23 protein-coding genes and 1 tRNA gene are annotated in these 23729 nt (G+C 71.5%); 6 read left to right on the top strand and 18 right to left on the bottom strand.

Annotated elements, in window-relative coordinates; translation table 11 throughout:
* Positions 1 to 71 precede the first annotated feature (71 nt).
* Together AC3A46_RS16705 and AC3A46_RS16700 are read right to left on the bottom strand one after the other, a co-directional pair.
* On the bottom strand, positions 72 to 2102 hold the full coding sequence (locus AC3A46_RS16705; protein ID WP_487666205.1) for an acyltransferase: 2031 nt from the start codon (positions 2100 to 2102) through the stop codon (positions 72 to 74).
* A tRNA-Gly gene (locus AC3A46_RS16700) sits at positions 2102 to 2175 on the bottom strand. Before AC3A46_RS16700 ends, AC3A46_RS16705 begins: the two co-directional genes overlap by 1 nt.
* 80 nt (positions 2176 to 2255) lie before the next feature.
* On the opposite strand from AC3A46_RS16700, the gene dcd reads away from it, so the two are divergent.
* Positions 2256 to 2861 carry a dCTP deaminase gene (gene dcd, locus AC3A46_RS16695; RefSeq protein WP_045299427.1) on the top strand — a complete coding sequence of 202 codons (606 nt, stop codon included), beginning with the start codon at positions 2256 to 2258 and terminating at the stop codon, positions 2859 to 2861.
* Positions 2862 to 2865: 4 nt separating this feature from the next.
* Here dcd and AC3A46_RS16690 read toward each other — a convergent pair whose 3' ends face one another.
* Genes AC3A46_RS16690 through AC3A46_RS16680 form a run of 3 tightly spaced genes read right to left on the bottom strand, consistent with a single transcriptional unit; the run spans position 2866 to position 5407 of the window.
* Positions 2866 to 3840 (bottom strand): hypothetical protein, encoded by a 975-nt coding sequence (locus AC3A46_RS16690; RefSeq protein WP_487666204.1) that lies wholly within the window; start codon positions 3838 to 3840, stop codon positions 2866 to 2868.
* Between the two features lie 32 nt (positions 3841 to 3872).
* Positions 3873 to 4625, bottom strand: a complete 753-nt coding sequence (locus tag AC3A46_RS16685; protein ID WP_487666203.1) for a cache domain-containing protein — start codon at positions 4623 to 4625, stop codon at positions 3873 to 3875.
* Positions 4622 to 5407 (bottom strand): FadR/GntR family transcriptional regulator, encoded by a 786-nt coding sequence (locus AC3A46_RS16680; protein ID WP_487666202.1) that lies wholly within the window; start codon positions 5405 to 5407, stop codon positions 4622 to 4624. The genes AC3A46_RS16685 and AC3A46_RS16680 overlap by 4 nt, the downstream gene beginning before the upstream one ends.
* A 125-nt stretch (positions 5408 to 5532) precedes the next feature.
* Here AC3A46_RS16680 and AC3A46_RS16675 point away from each other — a divergent pair, with 125 nt between their 5' ends.
* The 5 genes from AC3A46_RS16675 (at position 5533) to AC3A46_RS16655 (ending at position 10508) form a co-directional block, all read left to right on the top strand.
* Positions 5533 to 6567, top strand: coding sequence for an ABC transporter ATP-binding protein (locus AC3A46_RS16675; RefSeq protein WP_487666201.1), 1035 nt, complete (start codon positions 5533 to 5535; stop codon positions 6565 to 6567).
* A 79-nt stretch (positions 6568 to 6646) separates the two neighbouring features.
* Positions 6647 to 7822 (top strand): ABC transporter substrate-binding protein, encoded by a 1176-nt coding sequence (locus AC3A46_RS16670; RefSeq protein WP_487666200.1) that lies wholly within the window; start codon positions 6647 to 6649, stop codon positions 7820 to 7822.
* Positions 7823 to 7896: 74 nt separating this feature from the next.
* Positions 7897 to 8820, top strand: coding sequence for an ABC transporter permease (locus AC3A46_RS16665; RefSeq protein ID WP_487666199.1), 924 nt, complete (start codon positions 7897 to 7899; stop codon positions 8818 to 8820).
* Positions 8821 to 8829: 9 nt separating this feature from the next.
* Positions 8830 to 9630 (top strand): ABC transporter permease, encoded by an 801-nt coding sequence (locus tag AC3A46_RS16660; protein WP_487666198.1) that lies wholly within the window; start codon positions 8830 to 8832, stop codon positions 9628 to 9630.
* Between the two features lie 227 nt (positions 9631 to 9857).
* Entirely contained in the window at positions 9858 to 10508 is a 651-nt protein-coding gene (locus tag AC3A46_RS16655; protein WP_487666197.1) for a PadR family transcriptional regulator, read from the top strand.
* Between the two features lie 10 nt (positions 10509 to 10518).
* On the opposite strand, the gene AC3A46_RS16650 is transcribed toward AC3A46_RS16655, so the two are convergent.
* The 13 genes from AC3A46_RS16650 to AC3A46_RS16590 all read right to left on the bottom strand — a co-directional run bounded on the left by AC3A46_RS16650 (position 10519) and on the right by AC3A46_RS16590 (position 23305).
* Positions 10519 to 11205: a hypothetical protein gene (locus AC3A46_RS16650; protein WP_487666196.1), complete on the bottom strand. Its 687-nt coding sequence runs from the start codon at positions 11203 to 11205 to the stop codon at positions 10519 to 10521.
* A gap of 97 nt (positions 11206 to 11302) precedes the next feature.
* Positions 11303 to 12268, bottom strand: coding sequence for an NAD(P)/FAD-dependent oxidoreductase (locus AC3A46_RS16645; RefSeq protein ID WP_487666195.1), 966 nt, complete (start codon positions 12266 to 12268; stop codon positions 11303 to 11305).
* Positions 12261 to 12590 (bottom strand): ferredoxin, encoded by a 330-nt coding sequence (fdxA, locus tag AC3A46_RS16640; protein WP_056365880.1) that lies wholly within the window; start codon positions 12588 to 12590, stop codon positions 12261 to 12263. Before fdxA ends, AC3A46_RS16645 begins: the two co-directional genes overlap by 8 nt.
* Positions 12587 to 13984 (bottom strand): FAD-dependent oxidoreductase, encoded by a 1398-nt coding sequence (locus tag AC3A46_RS16635; RefSeq protein WP_487666194.1) that lies wholly within the window; start codon positions 13982 to 13984, stop codon positions 12587 to 12589. Before AC3A46_RS16635 ends, fdxA begins: the two co-directional genes overlap by 4 nt.
* Positions 13981 to 14787 (bottom strand): uroporphyrinogen-III C-methyltransferase, encoded by an 807-nt coding sequence (gene cobA / locus AC3A46_RS16630; RefSeq protein ID WP_487666193.1) that lies wholly within the window; start codon positions 14785 to 14787, stop codon positions 13981 to 13983. The genes AC3A46_RS16635 and cobA overlap by 4 nt, the downstream gene beginning before the upstream one ends.
* Positions 14784 to 15722: an ABC transporter permease gene (locus tag AC3A46_RS16625; RefSeq protein ID WP_487666192.1), complete on the bottom strand. Its 939-nt coding sequence runs from the start codon at positions 15720 to 15722 to the stop codon at positions 14784 to 14786. Before AC3A46_RS16625 ends, cobA begins: the two co-directional genes overlap by 4 nt.
* A complete protein-coding gene (locus AC3A46_RS16620) occupies positions 15712 to 16605 on the bottom strand; it encodes an ABC transporter ATP-binding protein (protein WP_487666191.1) in 894 nt (297 codons plus the stop codon). Before AC3A46_RS16620 ends, AC3A46_RS16625 begins: the two co-directional genes overlap by 11 nt.
* 2 nt (positions 16606 to 16607) lie before the next feature.
* The gene (locus AC3A46_RS16615) at positions 16608 to 17633 is read right to left on the bottom strand and encodes an ABC transporter substrate-binding protein (protein WP_487666212.1); all 1026 of its coding nucleotides are present in this window, start codon (positions 17631 to 17633) and stop codon (positions 16608 to 16610) included.
* Between the two features lie 107 nt (positions 17634 to 17740).
* Entirely contained in the window at positions 17741 to 19051 is a 1311-nt protein-coding gene (locus AC3A46_RS16610) for a sulfate adenylyltransferase subunit 1 (RefSeq protein WP_487666190.1), read from the bottom strand.
* Positions 19051 to 19968 carry a sulfate adenylyltransferase subunit CysD gene (gene cysD, locus AC3A46_RS16605; protein WP_487666189.1) on the bottom strand — a complete coding sequence of 306 codons (918 nt, stop codon included), beginning with the start codon at positions 19966 to 19968 and terminating at the stop codon, positions 19051 to 19053. Before cysD ends, AC3A46_RS16610 begins: the two co-directional genes overlap by 1 nt.
* Positions 19965 to 20708, bottom strand: a complete 744-nt coding sequence (locus tag AC3A46_RS16600; protein WP_487666188.1) for a phosphoadenylyl-sulfate reductase — start codon at positions 20706 to 20708, stop codon at positions 19965 to 19967. Before AC3A46_RS16600 ends, cysD begins: the two co-directional genes overlap by 4 nt.
* Positions 20705 to 22495 (bottom strand): nitrite/sulfite reductase, encoded by a 1791-nt coding sequence (locus AC3A46_RS16595; protein ID WP_487666187.1) that lies wholly within the window; start codon positions 22493 to 22495, stop codon positions 20705 to 20707. The genes AC3A46_RS16600 and AC3A46_RS16595 overlap by 4 nt, the downstream gene beginning before the upstream one ends.
* A gap of 114 nt (positions 22496 to 22609) precedes the next feature.
* The gene (locus AC3A46_RS16590) at positions 22610 to 23305 is read right to left on the bottom strand and encodes a sirohydrochlorin chelatase (RefSeq protein WP_487666186.1); all 696 of its coding nucleotides are present in this window, start codon (positions 23303 to 23305) and stop codon (positions 22610 to 22612) included.
* Positions 23306 to 23729: the final 424 nt, after the last annotated feature.

Below are 23729 nucleotides of genomic sequence, written 5' to 3'. Positions count from 1 at the left end.
CCCTCGAATGCAGACCGTTGCACCGTCGCCGGCTGCGACCGGGTCTCCTCGCCGGTACGGCGCGATGCGGCCTATCGCAGTGTGGCGGCCGGCTCCGGCCGGTGCACGCCGCGGGGCCGGTAGCCGAGCGCATCGGCGACGCCGGCGAGGTCGGCGAGGTACCAGAGGATCGCGAGCCACATCTCGGTGCCCTGCAGTCCCGGCTCGGTCTCGGTGAGACCGCGGGCCGCGGGGCTCGGCTCGCGGAACGAGAACCCGGCGCCCGGCACCCACGTCGCCAGGGCGTCGGAGAGCAGGCGCGCGGCGAGCTCTCGCACCTCGTCGTCGCGGTAGCCGGTGCCGCGCGCGAGCCACAGCGGGTGCGCGACGTCGAGCACGTTGCATGCGTTGCGGGCGCCCGGTGCGAACCAGCGCGGGTCGCGGGCGTGGCGCAGCACCGTGTCGATCACGCGGTCGGGGTGGGGCAGCGGCACGCCGAACTGCGCGAACGTGCCGCGCGAGGCGCGGTAGAACCCGTTCACGACGGGGAGGATCCCGCGGTCGGGTGTGGCCGAACCCCACATGCCGGTCTGCGGGTCGGTGTGGAGCAGCAGCCAGCCGAACAGCACCTCCTCCACACCCGCCGGAATCGGATGCCCCGCACGCTTCGTCCACAGAATCGCGGTGCCGAAGCCGTCGATGTGGTGTCCGGCGCCCCACGCGTCGGTGGCCCACGGCAGACTCTCGCAGAACTCGACGACCCGTTCGGGAGTCGCCGCAGTCACCCACGTGAGAGGAGCGGGAAATGCCGACCCCAGCAGATCGAGCGCGTAGCCCGTGCTCAGCACGTGATAGGCGACGTCGCCGTGGGAGAAGCCGAGGCCCGCCTGCTGACGCCCGTCCGCATCGAGGGGAGCGACCGCGCCGGTCGTCGCATCCTGCCAGCCCTGGAGTCGGCGGATCTGCGCCTCGACCGACGCCTGCGGCGGCGCCGTGCCGAGCAGCAGGTCGGCGATCTCGATCGCGTCGGCCTGAGCGCGTACGGTCGGAGCGGCACCGGGTCGGTCCGTGAAGAGTCCGAGGTCGTCGTTCCACGCGCGTTGCAGGACGACGGATGCCTCGTCCCTCGCGCGCGCCGCCGACTCGGCGACGCGTTCGGCCAGGCCCGCCGCGTCGTCGGTCGAGGCGCCGGCGGCGGTGAAGACGTTGTTCGGCGCTGCGGTCGGGCCCCCGGGCGCGGGGGCGCGGGACGGCGTGTGAGCGGGGTCGGCATCGGGCGCCATCGTGCGCGGCGACTCGCGCGTGTGCAGGCTGCCTTGCGTGGGAATCGCTGCGGCCGACACCTCGGGCTCGGGCTCTGCGTCCGGTACGGCTTCGGACTCGGGCGCGGATCGGGGCTCGGGCGAGACGTCAGCCTCCGACGCGGCCGGGGCCAGGGCGGCGAGCACCGCCGGCGGCGTCTCCACGGGCTCGCGTGGTTCGGGGGAGTCGGGGCGGTCCTCGGTGCCCCGGGCGGCAGCATCCGCCGCCGCATCCGGGGGGATGCCGGTGTCGTCGGGCTCGACGCGCCAGCGGATGAACCGCGCGGGGTTGCCGCCGACGACGGCGCCCGCCGGCACGTCCTTGGTGACGACCGCGCTGGCGGCGAGCACGGAGTGCGACCCGACGCTGACGCCGTCGAGGATCACGACGTGCGAGCCGATCCAGACGTCGTCGCCGATCTCGATGCCCTTCGAGGTCAAGGGCTGGCGGAAGACGGGCGTGCCCGACTCCATCGAGTGGTTGAAGCCGAGGATCGAGGTGTGGGCGCCGATGCGGACGCCCTCACCCATCGTGACGCGGCCGCGGATCACCGTGTACGGGTTGATGCTGCAGTCGGCGCCGGCCCTGAGGTCGCCGGTGAGGTAGGCGCCTGCCGCGACGTACGTGCGGTCGCCGAGGCGCAGCGAGTCGTTGTCGATCGAGGCGAGCTCGGAGAGGAAGCACTGCTCGCCGAGCTCGTGGTCCGGCCGGCCTGCGACGACGGTCTGCTGGAGGAGCAGCTGCGCTTCGCGCTCGGACGGGGTCGCCTCGCTCCAGAAGTCCCAGGGCGAGTACTCGTGAGCGGCGATCGCAGGAGTCATGGAGGGGCTGACGGGAATCGAACCCGCGCTGTCTGCTTGGGAAGCAGAAGTTCTGCCATTGAACTACAGCCCCGAGACGCCGGCATCCCGGCGCTCGCGCGCCTGTTACGGCGCCCGGCCAGCATAACAGCACGGTCCGGATAGGCTGGCTCCGTGCTGCTGAGTGACCGCGACATCCGGCTCGAGATCGACGCGGGGCGCCTCGCGCTCGACCCGTGGGACCCCGCGATGGTGCAGCCGTCGAGCGTCGACGTGCGGCTCGATCGGTACTTCCGGCTGTTCGACAACCACAAGTACCCGTTCATCGATCCCGCCGAGGACCAGCCCGAGCTGACGCGTCTCATCGAGGTCGACCCCGAAGAGCCGTTCATCCTCCATCCGGGCGAGTTCGCGCTCGGCTCGACGTTCGAGCAGATCACGCTTCCCGACGACATCGCGGCCCGCCTCGAGGGCAAGTCGTCGCTGGGCCGCCTCGGGCTGTTGACCCACTCGACCGCGGGCTTCATCGACCCCGGCTTCTCGGGCCACGTCACGCTCGAGCTCTCGAACGTCGCGACTCTTCCCATCAAGCTCTGGCCCGGCATGAAGATCGGCCAGGTCTGCTACTTCCGCCTCACCTCGCCCGCTGAGAGCCCCTACGGCTCGGGGCCGTACGGCAACAGGTATCAGGGGCAGCGGGGGCCCACGGCATCCCGTTCCTTCCAGAACTTCCACCGCAGCGACGTCGGCGCGACGGATGCCGGGAGCCGCGGCGCCTGAAAGCTCAGGGTGCGGGCTCGATGATGCCCGGCTCGCGCGCGTAGACGTGCACCTGCTCGCCGTCGAGCACGAACTGCAGCGCCGTGCCCTCGGGGAAGCGTTCGCGCAGCTCTGACGGCGCCTGCCTGCCGACCACCAGTGCCGCCTGCGCCGGGAAGGGGCCCGCACCGCACGCGCCGCCGAGGTACGAGGGGTTGTCGCCCACCCCGCTGAAGACGATCAGGCAGGGGACGGCCCCCTGCGTCCCGTCGCCGGTGACCTGCGGCTGCGACAGCACCGAGAGTCCGTGGAACGACTCGAAGGCGAGGGAGTCCTCGGTCGGGCCGCCCCAGACCTCCTGCGGCCAGTCGGCGTCGGGATCCACCCCGAGCACGCCGACCCGGCCCTCCTCCACGCTCTGCACGAGCACCGTCAGCCCGACTCCGACCAGCATCGCGACGACGATCGAGGCTGCCCACACGACGGGTGTGCGCCGCCACCACGGGCGGGCGGGTGCGTTCTCGACAGCGTCGGAATCGACGACGTCGCCACCGGCGTCGCTGCCAGGATCGGCAGCCGGGCCCAGACGCCCGGATGCTCCGTCCGACGCGCCAGCAGCGCCCGGAGGGGGCATGGGGGCCGTTCCGCCCGTGGCGTCGTCCGCGCTCAGAGCCGCGGGGGACCCGTGGGCGTCGCGATCCGGGGCGATCGGGTCCGCGGCGGCCGCGGCATCCGTCTCCTCCGATGCGGGCAGGGCGATCGCCCGCGGTTCCGCGGCGTCCTCGTCGTCATCGAAGACGGACCTGCGCGGGGTTGCGCCGTTGGTCGAGACGCGCGCGCTCGCCGCGACGTTCGCCGCGCTCGCGGCTGCGGCCTGCTCCTCGAGCTCGCTGAGCCGGGCGAGTGCGGCGGGGTCGTCGAGGATGTCGGCGTCGCGACCGTACGCGCGCTCGCGGAGCTCGGCGAGCTCGTCGCGCGAAGAGTCGGTCGGCGTTGACATCGGGCCCATCCTCCCCCATCGCGCCCGGCGCGCTAGCTTCCGACGACGAGGGCGAGCGATGTGTCGCCGCAGGCGAGCACCGACAAGCCGCCGGGAAGCCTGACGGGCACCGGAGACATGGCCCGCACGGCGGCGATGAGGTCGTCACCGCGGAGCATCGACCCCGGCTCGCGCCGCGCGTCGGTCGAGGTCACGACCCGTCCGGAGGCGTTGACGAGGGTCGCGGGCACCTCGCCCGCGCGCAGCACCGGAAGGAGCACGCGTTCGAGCCGATCGACCAGGGCGTCCGCTCCGACGACGCCGATCATCGCACCGTCGCGCACCACGGGCGTGGTGATGGTGACGGCGTAGTCATCGGTGCACACGTAGTCGACGTACGGGCCGGTGAGGTGCCGCGCGCCCGTCGCCTGCGGAACCCGCCACCACTCCAGTGCGGTGTAGTCGCGGAACTGCTCGTGGGTCGGGTCGTCGATCGTGGCCAGCTGCCGCACCCCGTGGGCCGAGCCGGTGGTTCCGAGCCACCAGGCGAGGTGCCACTCGGCGTCGGTCAGCACGCCCGGCGCCGCCACGAATCCCGCGCCGGTGAGCAGCGTCCGGCCCGAGACGGCCGGCACGGCGAACGCCTCGACGAGGGGATCGATCGCCTGCGCCGTCAGCGCGTCGGCCGAGGCGAGCTGCTCCTCGAGCAGATCGCGCCACCCGTCGATCATGGCGAACATGGCGTCGATGGTCGCGGCGACACGGATCGCCACGTCGGCCGGAGACCTGGTCGCGATGGTGGTCATGGGACGTCCTTCGGGTCGGATGCTGCGTCCTCGGTGCGCGCGTCGATGCGCGCTCGCTCGTCGATGAGCCATTCGAAGGCGCTGTTGATATGTGTGATCGTCTCCGCGCGGGCCTTGTCGGGTGCCACGTCGCGGATGGCGTCGATGACCCGCGTACGGGCGATGGCGCTGCGGTCACGGTACTCCTGCTCCCGCAGGCACATCCAGAGGAGGGAGCCCGCCTCTCCCTGCAGGCGCATCTCCTCGTGCACGAGCCGGGGTGACTGGCTGACCGCCGCGACCTCGAGCCGGAACCGGCTCACGGCCCGCCTCGCGCCGCCGGCCGTCGTGAGATCCGTGGCGTCTGCGATGCGCACGAGCGTCTCGATGTCGTCGTCGCTGGCGCGGCCCGCGGCGGTCTCGGCCGCCGTGCCGGCGATCGCCGCGGTGTGCAGGGCGAAGTCGCGCAGCTCGATGCGGCTGAGCTCGCGCAGGCGCCGCTCCAGCAGACGCGTCGCCGCGTCGCGGTCGAACGTGACGAAGCTGCCGCCGTCGCGGCCGCGCCGCGTCGTGACGAGCCCTTTGTCGCGCAGCACCTCCAGGGCCTCGCGCGCGGTGACGACGGCCACTCCGAGGCTTCGCGAGAGGTCCGCTTCGCTGGGCAGGCGCTCACCGTCGTGGAGGACGCCGGTCACGATCGCGTCCGTGAGCCGCTTCTCGACGAGCTCGGCCCTGCCGGTGCCGTCCAGCGGGGCGAAGACGACGGCGCGGGCGGCGTCGACTCTTCCCGTCGCGTGCGGCATGGGACTCCCGGGTGGACGGCGGAAGAACGCGTCCTCCGCAACTGTGACCCGACCGTAACACGTTAACCCCTCTTTTGACATATGGCTCCATATGATTAACTTCCATCGACATCGAGGGAGACGTCATGACCGCGCAGCAGCCTGCCATCCGGCTGACCGGACTCACGAAGGAGTTCGGTGCCGTCACGGCCGTCGACCACGTCGACCTCGAGATCGCCGCCGGGGAGTTCTTCTCGATGCTGGGGCCCTCGGGATCGGGCAAGACCACCGTGCTGCGACTGATCGCCGGCTTCGAGCAGCCGACCGCCGGCACGATCCAGCTGTTCGGGCAGGACGTCACGAAGAAGGCGCCCTTCGACCGCGACGTGAACACCGTCTTCCAGGACTACGCGCTGTTCCCCCATATGACGGTGCTCGACAACGTCGCCTACGGTCTGCGTGTGCGGGGGATGGGGCGTGCGAAGCGCCGGGATCTCGCGATGACGGCGCTCGCCGCGGTGCGGCTCGACCAGATGGCGGCGCGCAAGCCCTCGCAGCTCTCGGGCGGTCAGCGCCAGCGCGTGGCGCTCGCCCGCGCCACCGTCGTGCAGCCGAAAGTGCTCCTCCTCGACGAGCCGCTGGGCGCGCTCGACCTCAAGCTCCGGGAGCAGATGCAGGTCGAGCTCAAGCAGATCCAGCGCGACCTCGGCATCACCTTCATCTTCGTGACCCACGACCAGGAGGAGGCGCTGACGCTCTCCGACCGCATCGCGGTGTTCCACGACGGCCGGATCATCCAGCTGGGCACTCCGCAGGACCTCTACGAGCGTCCGGCGTCGCGATTCGTCGCCGACTTCGTCGGCACCTCCAACCTGTTCGACCACGAGCGGTCCGCGGCCCTCATCGGGCGCGAGGGCGAGCACTCCATCCGCCCCGAGAAGCTCACGCTGGCTTCGTCCGCCGCCTCGGCGCCGGGAGAGCACTCGGCCGAGGGCACCGTGGTCGAGTCGATCTACGTGGGAAGCGGCATCCGTCGCGTCATCGATCTGGATGCCGGCATGCGGGTGACCGTGCTCGAACGCAACGACCGCACCCGCCTGGCCGACGACGATCGCGGGAACCGGGTGCACGTCACCTGGCACGACGAGGACGTCGTCTCGCTGATCCCGCCCGGCACCTGATCCCATCCCGACCTGGGCGCCCGCGCCCCGGAGCACACAACAGCACGACCCGATATCACCAGCACCGAGAGGAACCACCATGTTGCGCACATCACGGGGACGGCGCATCGCCGCGACCGCCCTGGCGGTCGGTTCGATCGCCGTCCTGGCCGGCTGCGGCACGTCCAGCGGCGGCAGCACGCCGACAGAGGCCGTCGACGAGCTCGGCGACTACGAAGACGAAGTCTCGATCATCGCGTGGGCCGGCTACGTCGAAGACGGCAGCAACGACCCCGACTACGACTGGGTGTCGGGGTTCGAGGAGAAGACCGGCTGTCAGGTCACGTCCAAGACGTTCAACACCTCGGACGAGGCCGTCACCCTGATGAAGACCGGCGACTACGACGTCGTCTCGGCCTCGGGCGACGCGTCGCTCCGCCTCATCGCCGCCGGCGACGTGCAGCCGGTGAACGTGGACCTCATCCCGAGCTACGAGGGCATCTACGACTTCCTCAAGGACCAGCCGTGGAACACCGTCGACGGCGAGCACTACGGCGTGCCCCACGGGTACGGCGCCAACCTCCTGCTCTACAACACGGAGGTCGTGACCCCGGCACCCACCTCGTGGGACGTCGTCTTCGACAAGGCGGGCGACTACTCGGGCAAGATCACGGCGTACGACAACCCGATCTACATCGCCGACGCCGCCGTCTACCTGATGACCCACCAGCCCGACCTCGGCATCGAGAACCCCTATGCGCTCGACGAGACGCAGTTCCAGGCCGCCGTCGATCTGCTCAAGGAGCAGCGCCAGCACGTCGGAGAGTACTGGTCGGACTACCTGAAGGAGATCCAGGCGTTCGAGACCGGCGACTCCGTCGCGGGCACGACGTGGCAGGTCATCCAGAACGTCCTCGCCGGCGGGGGCGCGACCACGGACGTCGTGCTCCCCGATGAGGGCGCGACCGGATGGTCGGACACCTGGATGATCTCGTCGACGACCGAGCACCCGAACTGCTCGTACGCATGGCTCGACTGGATCGCAAGCCCGGAGGTCAACGGCGTGGCGACCTCGTACTTCGGTGAGGCGCCGTCGAGCGACGCAGCCTGCGACTACCGCGAGGACTGCGAGGCCTACCACGCCGGCGACGCCGACTACGCGTCGCAGATCTGGTACTGGACGACCCCGATCGCCGAGTGCCTCGACGGTCGCACCGACGTCGAGTGCATGGACTACTCGGCGTGGACCGAGGCCTGGTCCGAGATCAAGGGCTGACCCACGCATCGCGCCGGGGGCGGATGGATGCCTCCGCCCCCGGCTTGAACGGATCCCGAACCCGGAGGCACTCGATGACCGACACGGCGACCGCTCCGCCACCCACCCGCACCGTGCCGGCGCCCCGCGCGACGCCCGCGCGGCGCTCCTCGGCGTGGCTGAGCGCGCACCCGCGGTTCCGGCTGGCGTTCCTCCTGACGGCGCCGCTGTTCTGGCTGGTCGTCGTGTACATCGTGGCGCTCGCGCTGCTGCTGGTGACGGCGTTCTGGCAGGTGGACTCCTTCACCGGCGAGATCATCACCGAATGGACGCTCGACAACATCGTCACCGTCGTCACCGGCTCGCTCTACCAGACGGTGACGCTGCGCACGGTGGGCATCGCGCTGCTGGTGACCGTGATCGACGTCGTGGTCGCCCTCCCCATCGCCTTCTATATGGCGAAGGTCGCGTCGCCGCGCGCGCAGCGGCTGCTCGTGATCGCCGTCCTCATGCCGCTGTGGGCGAGCTACCTCGTCAAGGCCTACGCCTGGCGGGCGGTGCTGTCTCAGGAGGGGATCCTCGAGTGGATCCTCGCCCCGTTCGGCCTGCACACTCCGGGGTACGGACTCACCGCGACCGTCATCACGCTGTCGTACCTGTGGCTGCCGTACGTGATCCTGCCCATCTACGCAGGACTGGAGCGCGTGCCGGACTCGCTGCTCGAGGCATCCGCCGATCTCGGGGGCAAGTCCTGGCGCACGCTGGTCTCCGTCGTCCTGCCGCTGGCGTTCCCCGCGATCATCGCGGGCACGATCTTCGCCTTCTCGCTGTCGCTCGGCGACTACATCACCGTCAACATAGTGGGCGGCACCAACCAGATGCTCGGCAACCTCGTCTACACGAACGTCGGAGCGGCGAACAACCTGCCGCTGGCGGCGGCGATCGCGCTCATCCCGATCGTGATCATCTTCGGCTACCTCGCCCTGGTGCGCCGCACCGGCGCCCTGAACAACCTCTAGGACCCGGCGATGCGACTCTCGCGGCTCTCGCGCACGATACTCGGCGTCATCACCGTGCTGATCCTGCTGGTCGTCTACCTGCCGCTGTTCGTGGTGCTCGTCAACTCGTTCTCGACGTCGACATCGCTGAGCTGGCCGCCGCCCGGCTTCACACTGGAATGGTGGGGCAAGGCGTTCCAGAGCACCGGCGCGCTCGAGGCGGTGGGCACGAGTGTTGTGATCGCCCTCGTCGCGACGGCGATCTCGCTCGTGCTGGGCACCCTCATCTCGCTCGCACTGCAGCGCTTCGAGTTCTTCGGCCGCGACGCGATCTCGCTGCTGATCATCCTGCCGATCGCGCTGCCCGGCATCATCACGGGCATCGCGCTGAACAACTTCTTCCGCACCATCATGGGCGTGCCGCTGTCGATCTGGACGGTGGTGATCGCCCACGCGACCTTCTGCATCGTGACGGTCTTCAACAACGTCATCGCGCGCCTCCGGCGCACCGGCACGAATCTCGAGGAGGCGTCCGCCGACCTCGGCGCCGGCATCTGGACGACGTTCCGCCTCGTGACCTTCCCGCAGCTGCGCTCGGCGCTGCTCGCCGGGGCGCTGCTCGCGTTCGCGCTGAGCTTCGACGAGATCATCGTCACGACGTTCACCGCAGGATCCGGGGTGAACACGCTGCCGATCTACATCCTCAACAACATGTTCCGCCCGAACCAGGCGCCGGTCGTCTCGGTCATCGCCGTGGTGCTGGTGATCGTGTCGATCGTGCCCATCTACCTCGCCCAGCGGCTGTCGGGATCGGAGCAGACCCGGCGCTGACCGGCGGGCAGAGAGATGTGCGGCGGGCGATCCCCAGATCGCCCGCCGCCAAGGCGGGCCCGCGTCCCCACGCGTGAGCCCCACCCACGGCGACGGTCCGTGTCCCCACACAGGTGGCCGCGCCGATGCTTACTGCATTTTGCAGTATAGGGTCGTTCCTGCGTCCGCGGGGTAACCTTTTCGTTCCGCGACGTGACCCGAGTTCCGACGGGGAAGGAGTCCTTGTCGTGCCCGACCGCGAACTCTCGATCACGGGGTATCTCACGCTGGGCCTCCTGGCTGGGCGCGACTGGTCGGCCTACCAGCTCGCGGAGCAACTGGGGCGTGGCGTCTCGGAGCTCTGGCCGTCCGCCGACCGTGGCCGGTACGCCGTGCTCAACCGCCTCCAGTCCGCCGGGTTCGTCGAGACCCGGCAGGAGCACACGGGCAAGCGCGCCCGTACGATCTACTCCATCACGCCGGAAGGGCGCGAGGCGCTCGCCGCGTGGCTGCGCACCCCGGTGCGTCCGCCGACACTGGAGTTCGAGGGCATGGTGCGGGTGCTGCTCTCCGACCAGGGCTCGCTCGACGACCTCCGTGCGACCCTCGCCCGCACCCGGGAGCAGGCCTTGGCGAACCGCGAGATGTTCGCGCGGTACGCCGCGTTCATCAGCGAGACCGGCGGCACGTTCCCCGAGCGCAAGCACCTGTTCGCGCTCGCCAACACGTTCATGATCGGCCACTACGAGCACATCCTCTCGTGGACCGAGTGGGCCGAGCAGCAGATCGCCGACTGGCCCGACACGGTCGCACCCGCCCGTACCCGCGGTGGCCAGGTGCACGACATGCTGGCGCCGGGCCGCGAGGCGCTCGCCGGCGACCACGCCGCCGACTGGTGACCCCTCGCTCCTACGGCCGCTGGGCGTAGACGATCACGCGGTCACCGTCGCGGACGAACTGCAGCGTGGTGCCCTCAGGGAACTCGTCGCGCAGAGCCGGAGGCGCCTGCGGGGTGACGACGATCGTCGTCGACGAGGAACCCGACCCGGTGGCGCACGACCCGGCCGACAGGCCGAAGTTGACCGACGCCGAGTCGTACACCCACAGGCAGGTGCTGTTGGTGCCGTTGCCGAAGTCGCGGGCCGAGGCGATCGCGGTGAGGCCCAGGTACTCCTCGAACGTCACGCCGTCGGGCGGTCGCGCGCCCCACATCTGCTCCGGCCAGAGCCCGTCGGCGTCCTCGCCGAGCACGGTGACCTGCTCGCGTCCCGGCGGCAGCTGCACCGACGCCGCCGCCGCCCCGACGAGCACCGCGACCAGCAGCGATGCGCCCCACAGGAGCGCGCGGTGTCGCTCCCACCACGGGGCCGGCGCCACCGCGACGGCGTTCGGCGGTCCGTCCTGCTCCGTGGCCGGGCGCGCGGCCCCGGCGACCCGGGGCTCATCAGGCTCCGCGGCGGCGACGGCTCGCGCTTCGAGCTCGCGCAACCGGCTGAGCGCCCGGGGGTCGGCGTCGATATCGGCATCCGGTCCGTAGGCGCGCAGCCGCAGCGCCTTCAGCTCGTCGGCCGCGTCGGCTGCCACATCGTCGGACATCGCCGACAGCTTCATCCGCCTCGGATGCGGATATCGAACGCACAGGTGTCCGACCGGTGAACATCCTGCGGCGGACGCCTCGGAAGCGCCCGCCGGCTCAGTGGGCGGTGCGCACCCCGACGAGATCGTGCACGAGCACGGCGGCCGCCCGAGCGCCCTGGCCCGCGGCGACGATCAGCTGCTGCGGACCGGGGGACGCGGCATCCCCCGCCGCATACAGCCCCGCCACCGACGTGCGTCCGGACCGATCGGTCACCAGGTTGCCGAACCCGTCGCGGTCGAGGTCGATGCCGCCGACGAAGTCGAGCGCGGGGTGCCACTGCGGGCGCACGAACCCGCCGTCGATCTCGACCCGCGCGCCGTCGACGAGGCGCACCGCCGTGACGGTGCCGCGGTCGCCCTCGAGGTCGTCGATCACCCGTCGCTCCACGGCGATCCCGGATGCTGCGAGCTCGGCCTCTTCGACCGTGTCCACGGCGTCGGTGCCGTTGGTGAAGACCGTGAGCCGATCGGTCCAGCGGGCGATGAGCCGGGCGCGTGCGGCGAGGTCGCGGGTCTCGCCGATGAGGGCGAGCGGCCGGTCCTGGAGTTCCCACGCGTCGCACGCGGCGCAGCTGAAGAGCGTCATGCCGTAGAAGGCGCGCAGGCTCGGGATGGCGGGGAGCGTCTCGCGCAGGCCCGTCGCGACGAGCACCGAACGCGCGGCGACGGCCGGCGGGATGCCGGCGCCCCTGCCCTGGAGCGCGGCGAGGAAGCGGAGTCCCTCGCCGCAGTCGCGCTCCTGCAGCGCGGTCACCACGGTGCGGTCGAACACCCGCACGTTGGGGTAGGCGGCGAGCTCGGCGCGGGCGAGCTTGCGCAGCTCGAGCGGCGGAACGCCGTCGCGGGTGAGGAAGCCGTGCGAGCGCAGCGTCGCGGCGTTGCGCGGGCGGCCGGCGTCGATGAGGACGACGGACGCACGGGCGCGTCCGAGGTTGAGCGCCGCCGACAGTCCGGCGGGGCCCCCGCCGACGATGACGACGTCGACCTCGGTCGAGGGCGCGGGAGGAGTGGGATCAGTCATGGCCGTCTCCTTGGGGCGCAAGCGCCGCGATGACCGGGTGGTCCTTCGCGATGACGCCGGTCTTGGCCGCACCGCCGGGCGACCCGATGTCGTCGAAGAACTCGACGTTCGCGGTGTAGTAGTCCTGCCATTCCTCCGGCAGGTCGTCCTCGTAGTAGATCGCCTCGACCGGGCACACCGGCTCGCAGGCGCCGCAGTCCACGCACTCGTCGGGGTGGATGTACAGCGACCGCTCACCCTCGTAGATGCAGTCCACCGGGCACTCGTCGATGCAGGCGCGGTCCTTCACATCGACGCACGGCAGGGCGATCACGTAGGTCACGGAACGAGCGCTCCCCGCGAGATCGCGACCTGCTCGTCGCGGGGCACGACCTTGACCCGCTCGCGCGTGTGGAGGTGGTTCGCACCCAGCTCGCGCTCGTGCGCGTCGAGGGCCAGCCAGCCGTCCCACGTCGTGAAGGCGACCTCGCGCTCCGCCAGCAGGTCGAGGACGTCGCCGTCCACGGTCGGGGCCGACAGGCGCCCGCCCTCGACGTCCGAGACGAGGTGCGCGATGGTCTCCATCGCGTCGGACTTCGTGTGGCCGATGAGGCCGACGGGGCCGCGCTTGATCCAGCCCGTCGCGTAGAGCCCGGCGATCACGGGGGCCTGCGCGTCACCCGTCACCGCAGCATCCTTCACGCGTCCTTCGACGTTCGAGACGACGCCGGCCTTCTCGTCGAACGGCGCGTCGATGACCGGCGTGCCGTAGTAGCCGACGGCGCGGTAGACCTGCTGCACCGCGATCTCGCGGAACTCGCCGGTGCCGCGGACCGCGCTGCCCTCTCCCGTCGGCTCGGTGCGCTCGAAGCGGAGGCCTTCGACCTTGCCGTCGCCGAGGACCTCGACGGGCGAGTGGTAGAAGTGCAGGTGCAGGCGACGGCTCGCGCCGGTCGACTCGCGCGTGCGCCAGCTCTGGAGGATGCGGAGCATGACCTTGAGCTGGTTGTTCGACGGCACGAGGCCCTCGAGGTAGGCGAAGTCCTCGTCGTACACGACGATGTCGACGTTCGGCACCTCGCCGAGCTCGCGCAGCTCGATCGGCGTGAACTTGATGTCGGCGGGGCCGCGGCGACCGAAGACGTGCACGTCGGTGACGGCCGAGGCCTCGAGTCCGGCGAGCACGTTGTCGGCGATCTCGGTGGAGCGCAGGTCGACGGCGTGCTTGGCGAGCATGCGGGCGACGTCGAGCGCGACGTTGCCGTTGCCGATGACGGCGACCTCGCGCTGGTCGAGCGTCCACTCGGTGGGGACATCGGGGTGGCCGTCGAACCACGCCACGAAGTCGGCGGCGCCGTACGAGCCCTCCAGATCGATGCCGGGGATGTCGAGCGCGGCGTCGCGGATCGCGCCGGTGGCGAGGATCACGGCGTCGTAGCGCTCCTGCAGCTCGTCGATCGAGATGTCGCGGCCGACCTCGACGTTGCCGATGAAGCGCGTGGTGCCGGCATCCAGCATCTCGTGCAGGGAGTTGACGATGCCCTTGATGCGGGGGTGGTCGGGCGCGACGCCGTAGCGGATCAGCCCGTAGGGCGCGGGGAGCGACTCGAACAGGTCGATGGCGACGGTGCCGCCCGACTCGACGACCGAGTTGGTGAGGATGTTGCCCGCGTAGATGCCGGCGGGACCGGCGCCGACGATCGCGACGCGGAGGTTCTGGAGGCTCGAGGAAGTCACTGCGTGGGGGCCTTTCGGAGGCGCTCGGGCGCGAGCGGGTCGTACTGGGAGAGGTCGAGGGTCGCGAGTTCGGCGGGCGCGTACGGGCTGAGCCGTACGACGTCGCCGACGACCACGACGGCGGGGGAACGGATGCCTCGTTCCGCGGCCTGGTGCGCGATGGTCGCGAGTGTGCCGACGGTGACCCGTTGGCGGGGTCCGTACCCGTCCTCCACGACGGCGACGGGGCAGTGCGCACCGCGCTCGCCGCGGGCCAGCGTGATCGCGGAGTTCGCCAGGGTGCCGATGCCCATGAGCAGCACCACGGTGTGGTCGCGGCCGCCGCCGAGGGCGACGATCTGCTCGTGCGCGGTCGCGACGGTGAAGGCCGTCGCGACGCCGCGATGGGTGAGCGGGATGCCGGCGATCGCGGGCACCGAGATCGCGCTGGTGATGCCGGGCACCACCTCGACGGGCACGCCGGCCTCCTGGCAGGCGTGGAGCTCCTCGCCGCCGCGGCCGAAGACGTACGGATCGCCGCCTTTGAGGCGGACGACGGTCTTGCCCTCCTGCCCGAGGTGCACGAGCAGCGCGTTGATGGCGTCCTGCGGCACGGCGTGGTGACCGGGACGCTTGCCCACGTCGACGACCTCGGCGCGCAGTTCCACCCCGTCGGCGGCGAGGCCGTCGAGCACGGCGCGCGCGCCGAGCCGATCGGCGACGATGACGTCCGCCGCCTCCAGGGCACGAAGCCCCTTCACGGTGAGCAGGCCCGCGTCACCGGGGCCGGCCCCGACGAGCCAGACCTTGCCGACCGCGGTCATCGCGAACCTCCCGAGATGAGCAGGCCCCGGCGCTTCAGCATCCGTCGCTCCAGCGGTCCGAAGAAGACGAGCTCGATGAGGATGCCGATCGCGAGGATCACGAGGATCGTGCCGAGCACCCCCGCGAGGTCGGCGAGATCGCGGTTGTTCTGCAGCATCGAGCCGAGGCCGAAGCCGATCGTGCCGCCCATCGCGATGATCTCGGCGGCCATGAGCGAGCGCCACGAGAACGCCCAGCCCTGCTTGAGGCCGGCGAGGTAGCCGGGGAGTGCGGCGGGGAGGATGACGGCGGTCGCGAGCTGCCAGCGGGACGCGCCCAGCACGGTGCCCACGCGGCGCAGCTGCGGCGGCACCTGGTCGATGCCCGCGATGAGACCGTTGACGATCGAGGGGATTGCGCCCATGAGGATCACGAAGTAGACGGTGGCGTCCGACAGGCCGAACCAGATGATGGCGGCGGGCACCCACGCGACCGACGGCAGCACCTGCAGTCCGGAGATGATCGGGCCGACGGCGCGGCGGATAGGGCGCACCTCGGCGAGCAGCAGGCCGATGGGCGTGCCGACGACGATCGCGATGAGGAAGCCGACGATGCCGCGCTCGAGGCTCGTCGTGACGGCCTCCTGCAGGCGGCCGGAGTCCCACGCCTGGCCGAGGGCCGCGGCGACGTCCGCCGGGCCGGGGATGATGTCGGGGCGGGGCTGCGCGATGACGACGTACAGCTGCCAGACGACGACGAGCAGGATGACGAAGACGATCGGCGGCACCACGCTCGCGGCGAATCGACGCCAGCGGCTCGGGCCGCGCTCGGCGTCGGTCTGGAGCCGGTCGAGCCCGGCTTCCAGCGAACGGAGGTCGTCGGATTGAGCGGACTCTGCCCGGCTGCTGGTGGGGGCGGCACCCGTCTGGGAGACGGTCACGGTGTCATGCGGCATTGCGGCGGATCTCCTTCCGCAGCTGCTCGGTGATCTCCACCGAGAGGGCGGCGACCTCGGGCGACTCGATGCGGCGTCCGGTGGTCTTCGTGATCTGCCACTGCTGCACGACGCGGCCGGGGCGGCTGCCCAGCAGCACCACCCGCTGGCCGAGGCGGGCCGCTTCGCGGACGTTGTGCGTGACGAACACGATGGTGCGGCCGGTCGCGCGCCACACGCGCTCGAGCTCCTCGTGGAGGAGGTCGCGCGTGATGGCGTCGAGGGCGGCGAACGGCTCGTCCATCAGCAGCACGGGCCGGTCCTGGGCGAGGGCGCGCGCGAGCGCGACGCGCTGGCGCATGCCGCCCGAGAGTTCGTGCGGGCGCTTGTCGGCGGCATCCGCCAGGTTCACGGTGTCGAGCAGGGCGAGCGCCTTCTCGCGGCGCTCGCCGCGGGCCACACCGCGCAAGCGGAGTGCGAGCTCGACGTTCTTGCGGGCCGTGAGCCACGGCATGAGCGCCGACTCCTGGAACATCACCGCCGAGCCCTCGGCCGGCGTCTCGATGCGGCCGGCGCTCGGCTTGTCGAGACCCGCGACGAGGTTCAGGAGCGTGGACTTGCCGCATCCCGACGCACCCAGAAGGCACACGAACTCGCCGGGGGCGATGTCGAGCGACACGTCCTCGAGCACGATGGGGCCCGTGCCGAAGCGCTTGGAGACGCCGTCGATGCGCACGGCGGGCGTGGGTGCGGGGGCCGCGACGGGCACCGGCGTGACGCTGTCGAAGCTGGGCGCCAGCGGCTTGGTCGGGCCCGCCGGTGCCGGCGTGCCGGAGTGGGCGGGCGCGCCCGCCCCCGGGGCCGCGTGAGCGGACCCGGAGGCGGAGGCGGGAGCGGTGCTCATGTTCAGTCCTCGCCGAGCCCTGCTGCCGAGACGGTGTCAGCGCCCTCGGCCTCGAGCTGCTTGTTGAGCAGGCGCAGATCGAAGAGACCCTCGATCGACCCCTTCTTCTGGGTTCCCGCCTCGATGCCGTTCTCGACGAGCGTCTGGAACGTGTCGGCGTGCGGATCCACCGAGAACGACACGTGCTCGAGCGCACGGGCGATGACGTCGTCCGCCAGCGGCTTGCCGGTGTCCTTCTCGATCTTGTCGTTGATGACCGCGGGCGCCTCGGCGGGGTTGTCGGCGATCCACTGCACGGCGGCCTCGTGGCCCTTCAGCAGGTCGGCGACGACGTCCGGGTGCTCGTCGAGGAACTCCTTGCGCACCAGCAGCACGGTCGTGGGGAACTCGCCGTCCTCCCAGAGGTCGGCCTCGTCCTGCAGCACGTGTGCGCCGGCGTCGATGATGAGGCGCGAGACCCACGGCTCGGGCAGCCACGCACCGTCGAGCTGGCCCTGCTGGAAGAGCGTCAGCGTCTGCGCGTTCTCGGTCGGCGTGATGTGCACGTCGCCGCCGCCCGCGGTGTCGGTCTCGAAGCCCTCGTCCTTCAGCCAGACGCGCGCAGCGACATCCTGCGTGTTGCCGAGCTGGGGCGTCGCGATCGTGGTGCCCTCGAGGTCGGCCGGGTCCTCGATGCCGTCGCGGACGACCAACGCCGCGCCGCCGGTGGCGGCACCGGCGACGATGCGCGCGGACTCGCCGCCGGACTGGATGAAGGTGTTGATCGACGGGTTCGGGCCGATGTACGTCGCATCGATCGCGCCCGCAGAGAGCGCCTCGATCGCGGCCGGACCGGCGTTGAAGACCTGCGTCGTCACGTCGACGTCGCCGAGGGCGTCATCGAACAGGCCCTCTTCGAGGCCGACGAGCGCCGGCGCGTGCGTCACGTTCGCGAAGTAGCCCAAGCGCAGCTCGGTGACCGATGCGGCGTCGCCGCCGGCGGCGCTGTCGCTCGGGCTCGCCGCTGCGGAGGCGCAGCCGGCCATCATCGCTGCCACGAGTCCCAGGGTTGTGAGTGCTGTCGCAGTGCGGATTTTGTTCACGGTGTCGCCTCCTTAGATTCGGTGTTGCTCAGTGGTGGGTGGTGCGCGACGGGTCAGTCGCGCACGATGCCGGCGGCGAGCGTTGCGCCGTCGGACGGATGGATCACGAGGAACGAGCCCCCGTGGCGGCTGGTGGCATACGGCTCGAGCGGCAGGTCGGCCGCCAGCCGCAGCCGCACGCGGCCGATGTCGTTGGTCTCGAGCGTCTGCGCCGGCTCGTGTGTGAGCGCGTCGAGGTCGTAGCGCGACTCGATCTGCGCGACGATGGCCTGCACGGTCGCGGTGCCGTGCTTGACGAGAACACGGATGCCGGGGGTCAGCGCCCGCGCGTCGAGCTGGAACAGTTCGGCAGCGAACTCGCGGCGACCCTCCGGAAGCGTGCCGGCGGCGACGACGAGCGCGCCGCGCGCGGTGTCGATGTCGCGGTCGAACTCGAGGGAGACGGACTGCGGGGCCGTGGCCTCCTCGACCTCGGCGCCTGCGGCACGGATGCCGGTGACCGTGGTCGCCGAGCCGCCCGGGAAGATCTCGACGCGGTCGCCCACGCGCACGATGCCGCTCGAGATACGGCCGGCGACGGCGCGGTAGTCGCGCAGGCGCTCCGCCTCGGCGGGGTCGATGCCGGGAGCGAGGCCGCCCTGCGGGCGCAGCACGAGCTGCACCGGCAGGCGGAACGGCTCGAGCTCACGCTCGGCGTCATCGGCGGCGGGAAGGGTCTCGAGCAGCTCGAGCAGCGCCGGGCCCTCGTACCAGGGCGTGCGCTCCGAGCGGTCGACGATGTTGTCGCCCTCGAGGGCCGACACCGGGATGACGTGCAGGTCCTCGATGCCGAGCTCGGTCGCCACGGCCTCGGTCTGGGCGGCGACCTCCGCGAACGTCTCCTGCGAGAAGCCGACGAGATCGATCTTGTTGACCGCGACGATGACGTGGGGAACGCGCAGCAGGGCGACCACGGCGAGGTGGCGCTTCGTCTGCTCGAGCACGCCCTTGCGTCCGTCGACGAGCACGATCACGGCGTCGGCGGTCGTCGCACCGGTGACCATGTTGCGGGTGTACTGCACGTGCCCGGGGCAGTCGGCGAGGATGAACGACCGCGCGCCCGTCGAGAAGTAGCGGTAGGCGACGTCGATCGTGATGCCCTGCTCGCGCTCGGCGCGCAGGCCGTCGGTGAGGAGGGCGAAGTCGAACGCGCCGTGCGCGAAGCCGCGGTCGGCCGACGTGCGGGCGACCTGCTCGAGCTGGTCGGCGAGGATCGCCTTCGAGTCGTGCAGCAGACGGCCGACGAGCGTCGACTTGCCGTCGTCGACCGAGCCCGCCGTGGCGAACCGGAACAGCGTGGGCTGCGCGGTGAGAGTCGCGGTCATCAGAAGTACCCGTCCTTCTTGCGGTCCTCCATGGCCGCCTCGCTGAGGCGGTCGTCGGCGCGGGTCGCGCCGCGCTCGGTGATGGTGGAGATGCCCACCTCGGCGACGATCGCGGCGAGGTCCGCAGCATCCGACTCCACCGCTCCGGTGCAGCTCATGTCGCCGACCGTGCGGTAGCGCACCGTGCGGCGCTCGACCGTCTCGTTCTCCCGCGGCGGCGAGAACGGGCCGACGGGGCGCCACATGCCGTCGCGGGCGTACACGTCGCGCTCGTGCGCGAAGTACAGCGGCGGCAGCGCGATGCCCTCGCGCTCGATGTAGCGCCAGACGTCGAGCTCGGTCCAGTTCGAGATCGGGAAGGCGCGCACGTGCTGACCGGGGGTGTGGCGGCCGTTGTACAGGCTCCAGAGCTCGGGGCGCTGGTTGCGGGGGTCCCACTGGCCGAACTCGTCGCGCAGCGAGATGATGCGCTCCTTGGCGCGGGCCTTGTCCTCGTCGCGACGGGCGCCGCCGAACACGGCGTCGTGGCGGCCGGCGGCGATCGCGTCGAGCAGCGGCAGCGTCTGCAGCGGGTTGCGGGTGCCGTCGGCGCGCTCCTGGAGGCGGCCGTCGTCGATGTAGTCCTGCACGCTCGCGACCTCGAGACGGATGCCGAGACGCTCGACGGTCTCGTCGCGGAAGGCGATGACCTCGGGGAAGTTGTGGCCGGTGTCGACGTGCAGCACGGGGAAGGGCACCCTGCCGGGCGCGAACGCCTTGGTGGCGAGGTGCAGCACGACGACCGAGTCCTTGCCGCCGGAGAACAGCAGCACAGGCCGCTCGAACTCGGCGACGACCTCGCGGATGACGTGGATGGCCTCGGCCTCGAGCAGATCGAGGGTCGAGAGCGCGGTGGGGGCGGCGATCGTTCCGGTCATTCGTGGAGCCCGCATTCGGTCTTCGAGGAGCCGGCCCAGCGGCCGGATCGGGGGTCTTCGCCGGGCGCGACCGGCTTCGTGCACGGCTCACAGCCGATCGAGGGGTAGCCGAACCCGACGAGGAGGTTCACCGGAGCCTTGTGCGCAGCCGCGTACCCGAGCACGTCGTCGAAGCTCCACGCCGCGACGGGGTTCACCTTGACGAGCCCGTTGCGCTCGTCCCACGTCACCAGCGGGGTGTTCGTGCGGGTCGGCGCCTCGTCGCGGCGCACACCCGTGAACCACACCTCGTACCCGCCGAGGGCGTCCTGCAGCGGTGCGACCTTGCGGCGCGCGCAGCACAGGCCGGGATCGCGCTCGAAGAGCTTCGCGCCGAACTCGGCGTCCTGCTCGGCGACCGTCTGATCGGGGGTGATGTCGACGATCCGCACGTCGAGCGCGCGCTGCACCTCGTCGCGCGTCGCGTACGTCTCGGTGAAGTGGTAGCCGGTGTCGAGGAACAGCACGTCGACGCCGGGCAGCTGCTCCGCCACGAGGTGGGGGAGGGCGGCGTCGGCCATCGAGCACGCGACGGCGGCAGCATCCGTCCCGAAATTGCGCGCGACCCACGCGACCACTTCTGCAGCGGATGCCTCATGGTCGGTCAGGCTGCCGAGCTCGATGTTGCCCTGCTCGGCGAGAGCCTGCAGCTCTTCGCGGGTGCGCTTGGCGGCGACGCGGGGGGCGAGGGAGACGGTCACTGGAGCGCCTCCTCGTCGGCGCGGTGCGCCCACTGGGCGAACGTCTCGTCGGCGGCGGCATCGCGCTCGGCGAGGAAGCGCGTGACCACCCGCTCGGTGTAGTCGGCGATGCCGTCGGCGGCGACCTTCAGGCCGCGCACGGTGCGGCCGAGGCCGGCGTCGTCGCGGTCGGCGTTCACGAGCCCGCCGCCCAGATGCACCTGGTAGCCCGGGACCTGCTCGCCGTCGATCGTGACGAGCTGGCCCTTGAGCCCGATGTCGGCGGTCTGGATGCGCGCGCACGAGTTGGGGCAGCCGTTGACGTGGAGGGAGATCGGATGCGGCAGCTCGAACTGCTCGAGACGCTTCTCGAGGTCGAGCACGGCCGCCGTCGCATACGCCTTGGTCTCGACGATCGCCAGCTTGCAGAACTCGATGCCGGTGCACGCGATCGTGCCGCGGCGGATGAGGCTCGGGCGCGCCGACAGTCCGAGCTCGTCGAGGCCGGCGATGAACGGCTCGACGTTCTCCTCGGGGATGTCGAGGAACACGAGCTTCTGGTGCGGCGTCGTGCGCAGGCGCGTCGAGCCGTGGGCCTCGAGGAGGTCGGCGAGCTTCGCCAGGGTCGGGCCCGAGACGCGGCCGACGATCGGGGTCGCGCCGATGTAGGAGAGTCCGTCCTTCTGCTTGTGCACGCCGACGTGGTCGCCCTGCGTCAGCGGCTGGGGTGCGGCGGGGCCGTCGGGCAGCTCGTAGCCGAGGTACTCGTCCTGCAGCACCTGGCGGAACTTCTCGGCGCCCCACTCCGCGAGCAGGAACTTCAGGCGCGCCTTGTTGCGCAGGCGCCGGTAGCCGTAGTCGCGGAAGATCTGCGCGACGCCGTGCCAGGCCTCCGCCACCCGCTCCGGCGCCACGAAGACGCCCAGGCGCTCCGCGAGGCGCGGGGTGGTCGAGAGGCCGCCGCCGACCCACAGGTCGTAGCCGATGCCGAGCTCAGGATGCTCGACGGCGACGAACGCGACGTCGTTGATCTCGTGGACGACGTCCTGGCTCGGGTGGCCGGTGATCGCCGACTTGAACTTGCGCGGCAGGTTCGCGAGCGACTCGTCGCCGATGAAGCGCGACGTGATCTCGTCGATCTGCGGCGTCGGGTCGATGAGCTCGTCGGCCGAGATGCCGGCGACCGGCGAGCCGAGGATGACGCGGGGCACGTCGCCGCACGCCTCGGTGGTGCCCAGGCCCACGGCCTCGAGGCGGCGCCAGATCTCGGGCACGTCCTCGACGCGGACCCAGTGCAGCTGCACGTTCTGGCGGTCGGTGAGGTCGGCGGTGCCGCGGGCGAAGTCGGTGGAGATGCCGGCGATGACACGCAGCTGCTCGGTCGTGAGCTGACCGCCGTCGATGCGCACGCGCATCATGAAGTACTCGTCCTCGAGCTCTTCGGGGGTCAGGGTCGCGGTGCGGCCGCCGTCGATGCCGGGCTTGCGCTGCGTGTAGAGCCCCCACACGCGGAAGCGGCCGTGCAGGTCGGTCGGGTCGATCGACGCGAACCCGCCCTTCGAGTAGACGTTCTCGATGCGCTCGCGCACGCTCAGGCCGTTGTCGACCTGCTTCCACTCCTCGTTGCCGTTGAGCGGGGTGGTGCCGTCGACCTTCCACTGGCCGTTCGGCTTCGACGACGGGCGCGGCGGGCGCACGGCCGCGCGCGGGCTCTCTGCGGCTGCGCGCGCTTCGGTGTCGCTGATGGTCACGGTGGCCTCCGGGGTGAATCCCGGGGCGTCCCCCGGGCGGGACCCTATCGAGTCCATTGCCTGAGGCTAGAAGCGGGCGCCCGTGAGACCTATCCGAGCGTCAAGTGACGTTAACCGACGTAACGGTGCGTCACACAGTTGCGGCTACGGGCCTTTGTGGACTCGGTCCGACTACGTCGCGGCTTCGTTGTACCGATCGACCACGATGTCGACGAGGGACGCCGGCGGCTCGTCGTCGCCGAGAAGCGGCGGCGCGACCGGGGCGCCGGCCGCGAGCCGCACGGCGAGGTCGTGGAAATAGCCCGGGGCGAGAAGATAGTCGGCCACGACGACGCGTTCGGTGCGCGCCCCGGCGTCTGCGACGGCGACGTCGACGCGCGGGTCGGCGGCCGCGAGGAAGCCGACCGTGACATCGCGGTCGAGCCGGGCGCTCAGCATCCGTCCGATCTCGCGGCAGTCCTCGTTCGCGCGGTCGTCGGTCGAGCCGGCCACCGCGAGCACAAGGGCGTCGTCGGGGCCGAGGGGGCCGAGGGGGTCGAGGCGCGCGAGGAGCGCGTCGACGAGGCGCGGGTCGGGGCCGAGCGCCGCAGCGATGACGACGCCGTCACGACCCGCGGACTGCTCGATGAGGTCGACCCGCACGTGGTACCCCGCCGAGAGCAGCAACGGCACGATCACGACGGGCGTGCCCTCCGGGATCGCGTCGAGGGACGCCGCGACATCGGGCTGCTGCACGTCCACGTGCCCGAGCCGCACGGTGATGTCGGGCAGCCGCCGTGCGACCGCGTCGACCAGCGCAGCCACCGCGGCCTGCCCCGCCGGCGACGACGTGCCGTGCGAGATGGCGAGGAGCGCGGGCCGGGTCATGTGGCCCATTGTGCCTCGCGCGTGTGACGCGCGTGTGACGGCGTGGCATCCCCCGGCCCCCGGGTTCCCGCCCCGGCCCCCGGTGCCCGCCCGGGTGCTCCGGTGCCCGCCGGGGTGCTCCGGTGCCCGCCGGGGTGCTCCGGTGCCCGCCGGGGTGCGATGTCCGGACTTCGCGGGATCTCGGGCCGGGGCGCCTGCGATATCCGGACCGGCGTGGGGCCTGGCTGTCCGGGCCCGGTGCCCGCCGGGGTGCGATGTCCGGACTTCGCGGGATCTCGGGGTGGGGCGCCTGTGATATCCGGACCGGCGTGGGGCCTGGCTGTCCGGGCCCGGTGGCCCTCCCGGTGATGTCCGGACTTCGCGGGATCTCGGGGTGGGGCGCCTGTGATATCCGGACCGGCGTGGGGCCTGGCTGTCCGGGCCC

The sequence above is a fragment of the Microbacterium sp. Soil_C_42 genome (assembly GCF_057656735.1).
Note: the sequence above shows the minus strand (reverse complement) of the source record. Positions and strands in the feature narration are given on the sequence as shown.

Excerpts from the sequence above, each read along its gene's own strand:
- AC3A46_RS16705 (WP_487666205.1), bottom strand. The coding sequence starts at position 2,102 with ATGACTCCTGCGATCGCCGCTCACGAGTACTCGCCCTGGGACTTCTGG.
- AC3A46_RS16690 (WP_487666204.1), bottom strand. The coding sequence starts at position 3,840 with ATGTCAACGCCGACCGACTCTTCGCGCGACGAGCTCGCCGAGCTCCGC.
- AC3A46_RS16685 (WP_487666203.1), bottom strand. The coding sequence starts at position 4,625 with ATGACCACCATCGCGACCAGGTCTCCGGCCGACGTGGCGATCCGTGTC.
- AC3A46_RS16680 (WP_487666202.1), bottom strand. The coding sequence starts at position 5,407 with ATGCCGCACGCGACGGGAAGAGTCGACGCCGCCCGCGCCGTCGTCTTC.
- AC3A46_RS16675 (WP_487666201.1), top strand. The coding sequence starts at position 5,533 with ATGACCGCGCAGCAGCCTGCCATCCGGCTGACCGGACTCACGAAGGAG.
- AC3A46_RS16670 (WP_487666200.1), top strand. The coding sequence starts at position 6,647 with ATGTTGCGCACATCACGGGGACGGCGCATCGCCGCGACCGCCCTGGCG.
- AC3A46_RS16665 (WP_487666199.1), top strand. The coding sequence starts at position 7,897 with ATGACCGACACGGCGACCGCTCCGCCACCCACCCGCACCGTGCCGGCG.
- AC3A46_RS16660 (WP_487666198.1), top strand. The coding sequence starts at position 8,830 with ATGCGACTCTCGCGGCTCTCGCGCACGATACTCGGCGTCATCACCGTG.
- AC3A46_RS16650 (WP_487666196.1), bottom strand. The coding sequence starts at position 11,205 with ATGTCCGACGATGTGGCAGCCGACGCGGCCGACGAGCTGAAGGCGCTG.
- AC3A46_RS16645 (WP_487666195.1), bottom strand. The coding sequence starts at position 12,268 with ATGACTGATCCCACTCCTCCCGCGCCCTCGACCGAGGTCGACGTCGTC.
- cobA (WP_487666193.1), bottom strand. The coding sequence starts at position 14,787 with ATGACCGCGGTCGGCAAGGTCTGGCTCGTCGGGGCCGGCCCCGGTGAC.
- AC3A46_RS16625 (WP_487666192.1), bottom strand. The coding sequence starts at position 15,722 with ATGCCGCATGACACCGTGACCGTCTCCCAGACGGGTGCCGCCCCCACC.
- AC3A46_RS16620 (WP_487666191.1), bottom strand. The coding sequence starts at position 16,605 with ATGAGCACCGCTCCCGCCTCCGCCTCCGGGTCCGCTCACGCGGCCCCG.
- AC3A46_RS16615 (WP_487666212.1), bottom strand. The coding sequence starts at position 17,633 with ATGATGGCCGGCTGCGCCTCCGCAGCGGCGAGCCCGAGCGACAGCGCC.
- AC3A46_RS16610 (WP_487666190.1), bottom strand. The coding sequence starts at position 19,051 with ATGACCGCGACTCTCACCGCGCAGCCCACGCTGTTCCGGTTCGCCACG.
- cysD (WP_487666189.1), bottom strand. The coding sequence starts at position 19,968 with ATGACCGGAACGATCGCCGCCCCCACCGCGCTCTCGACCCTCGATCTG.
- AC3A46_RS16595 (WP_487666187.1), bottom strand. The coding sequence starts at position 22,495 with ATGGACTCGATAGGGTCCCGCCCGGGGGACGCCCCGGGATTCACCCCG.
- AC3A46_RS16590 (WP_487666186.1), bottom strand. The coding sequence starts at position 23,305 with ATGACCCGGCCCGCGCTCCTCGCCATCTCGCACGGCACGTCGTCGCCG.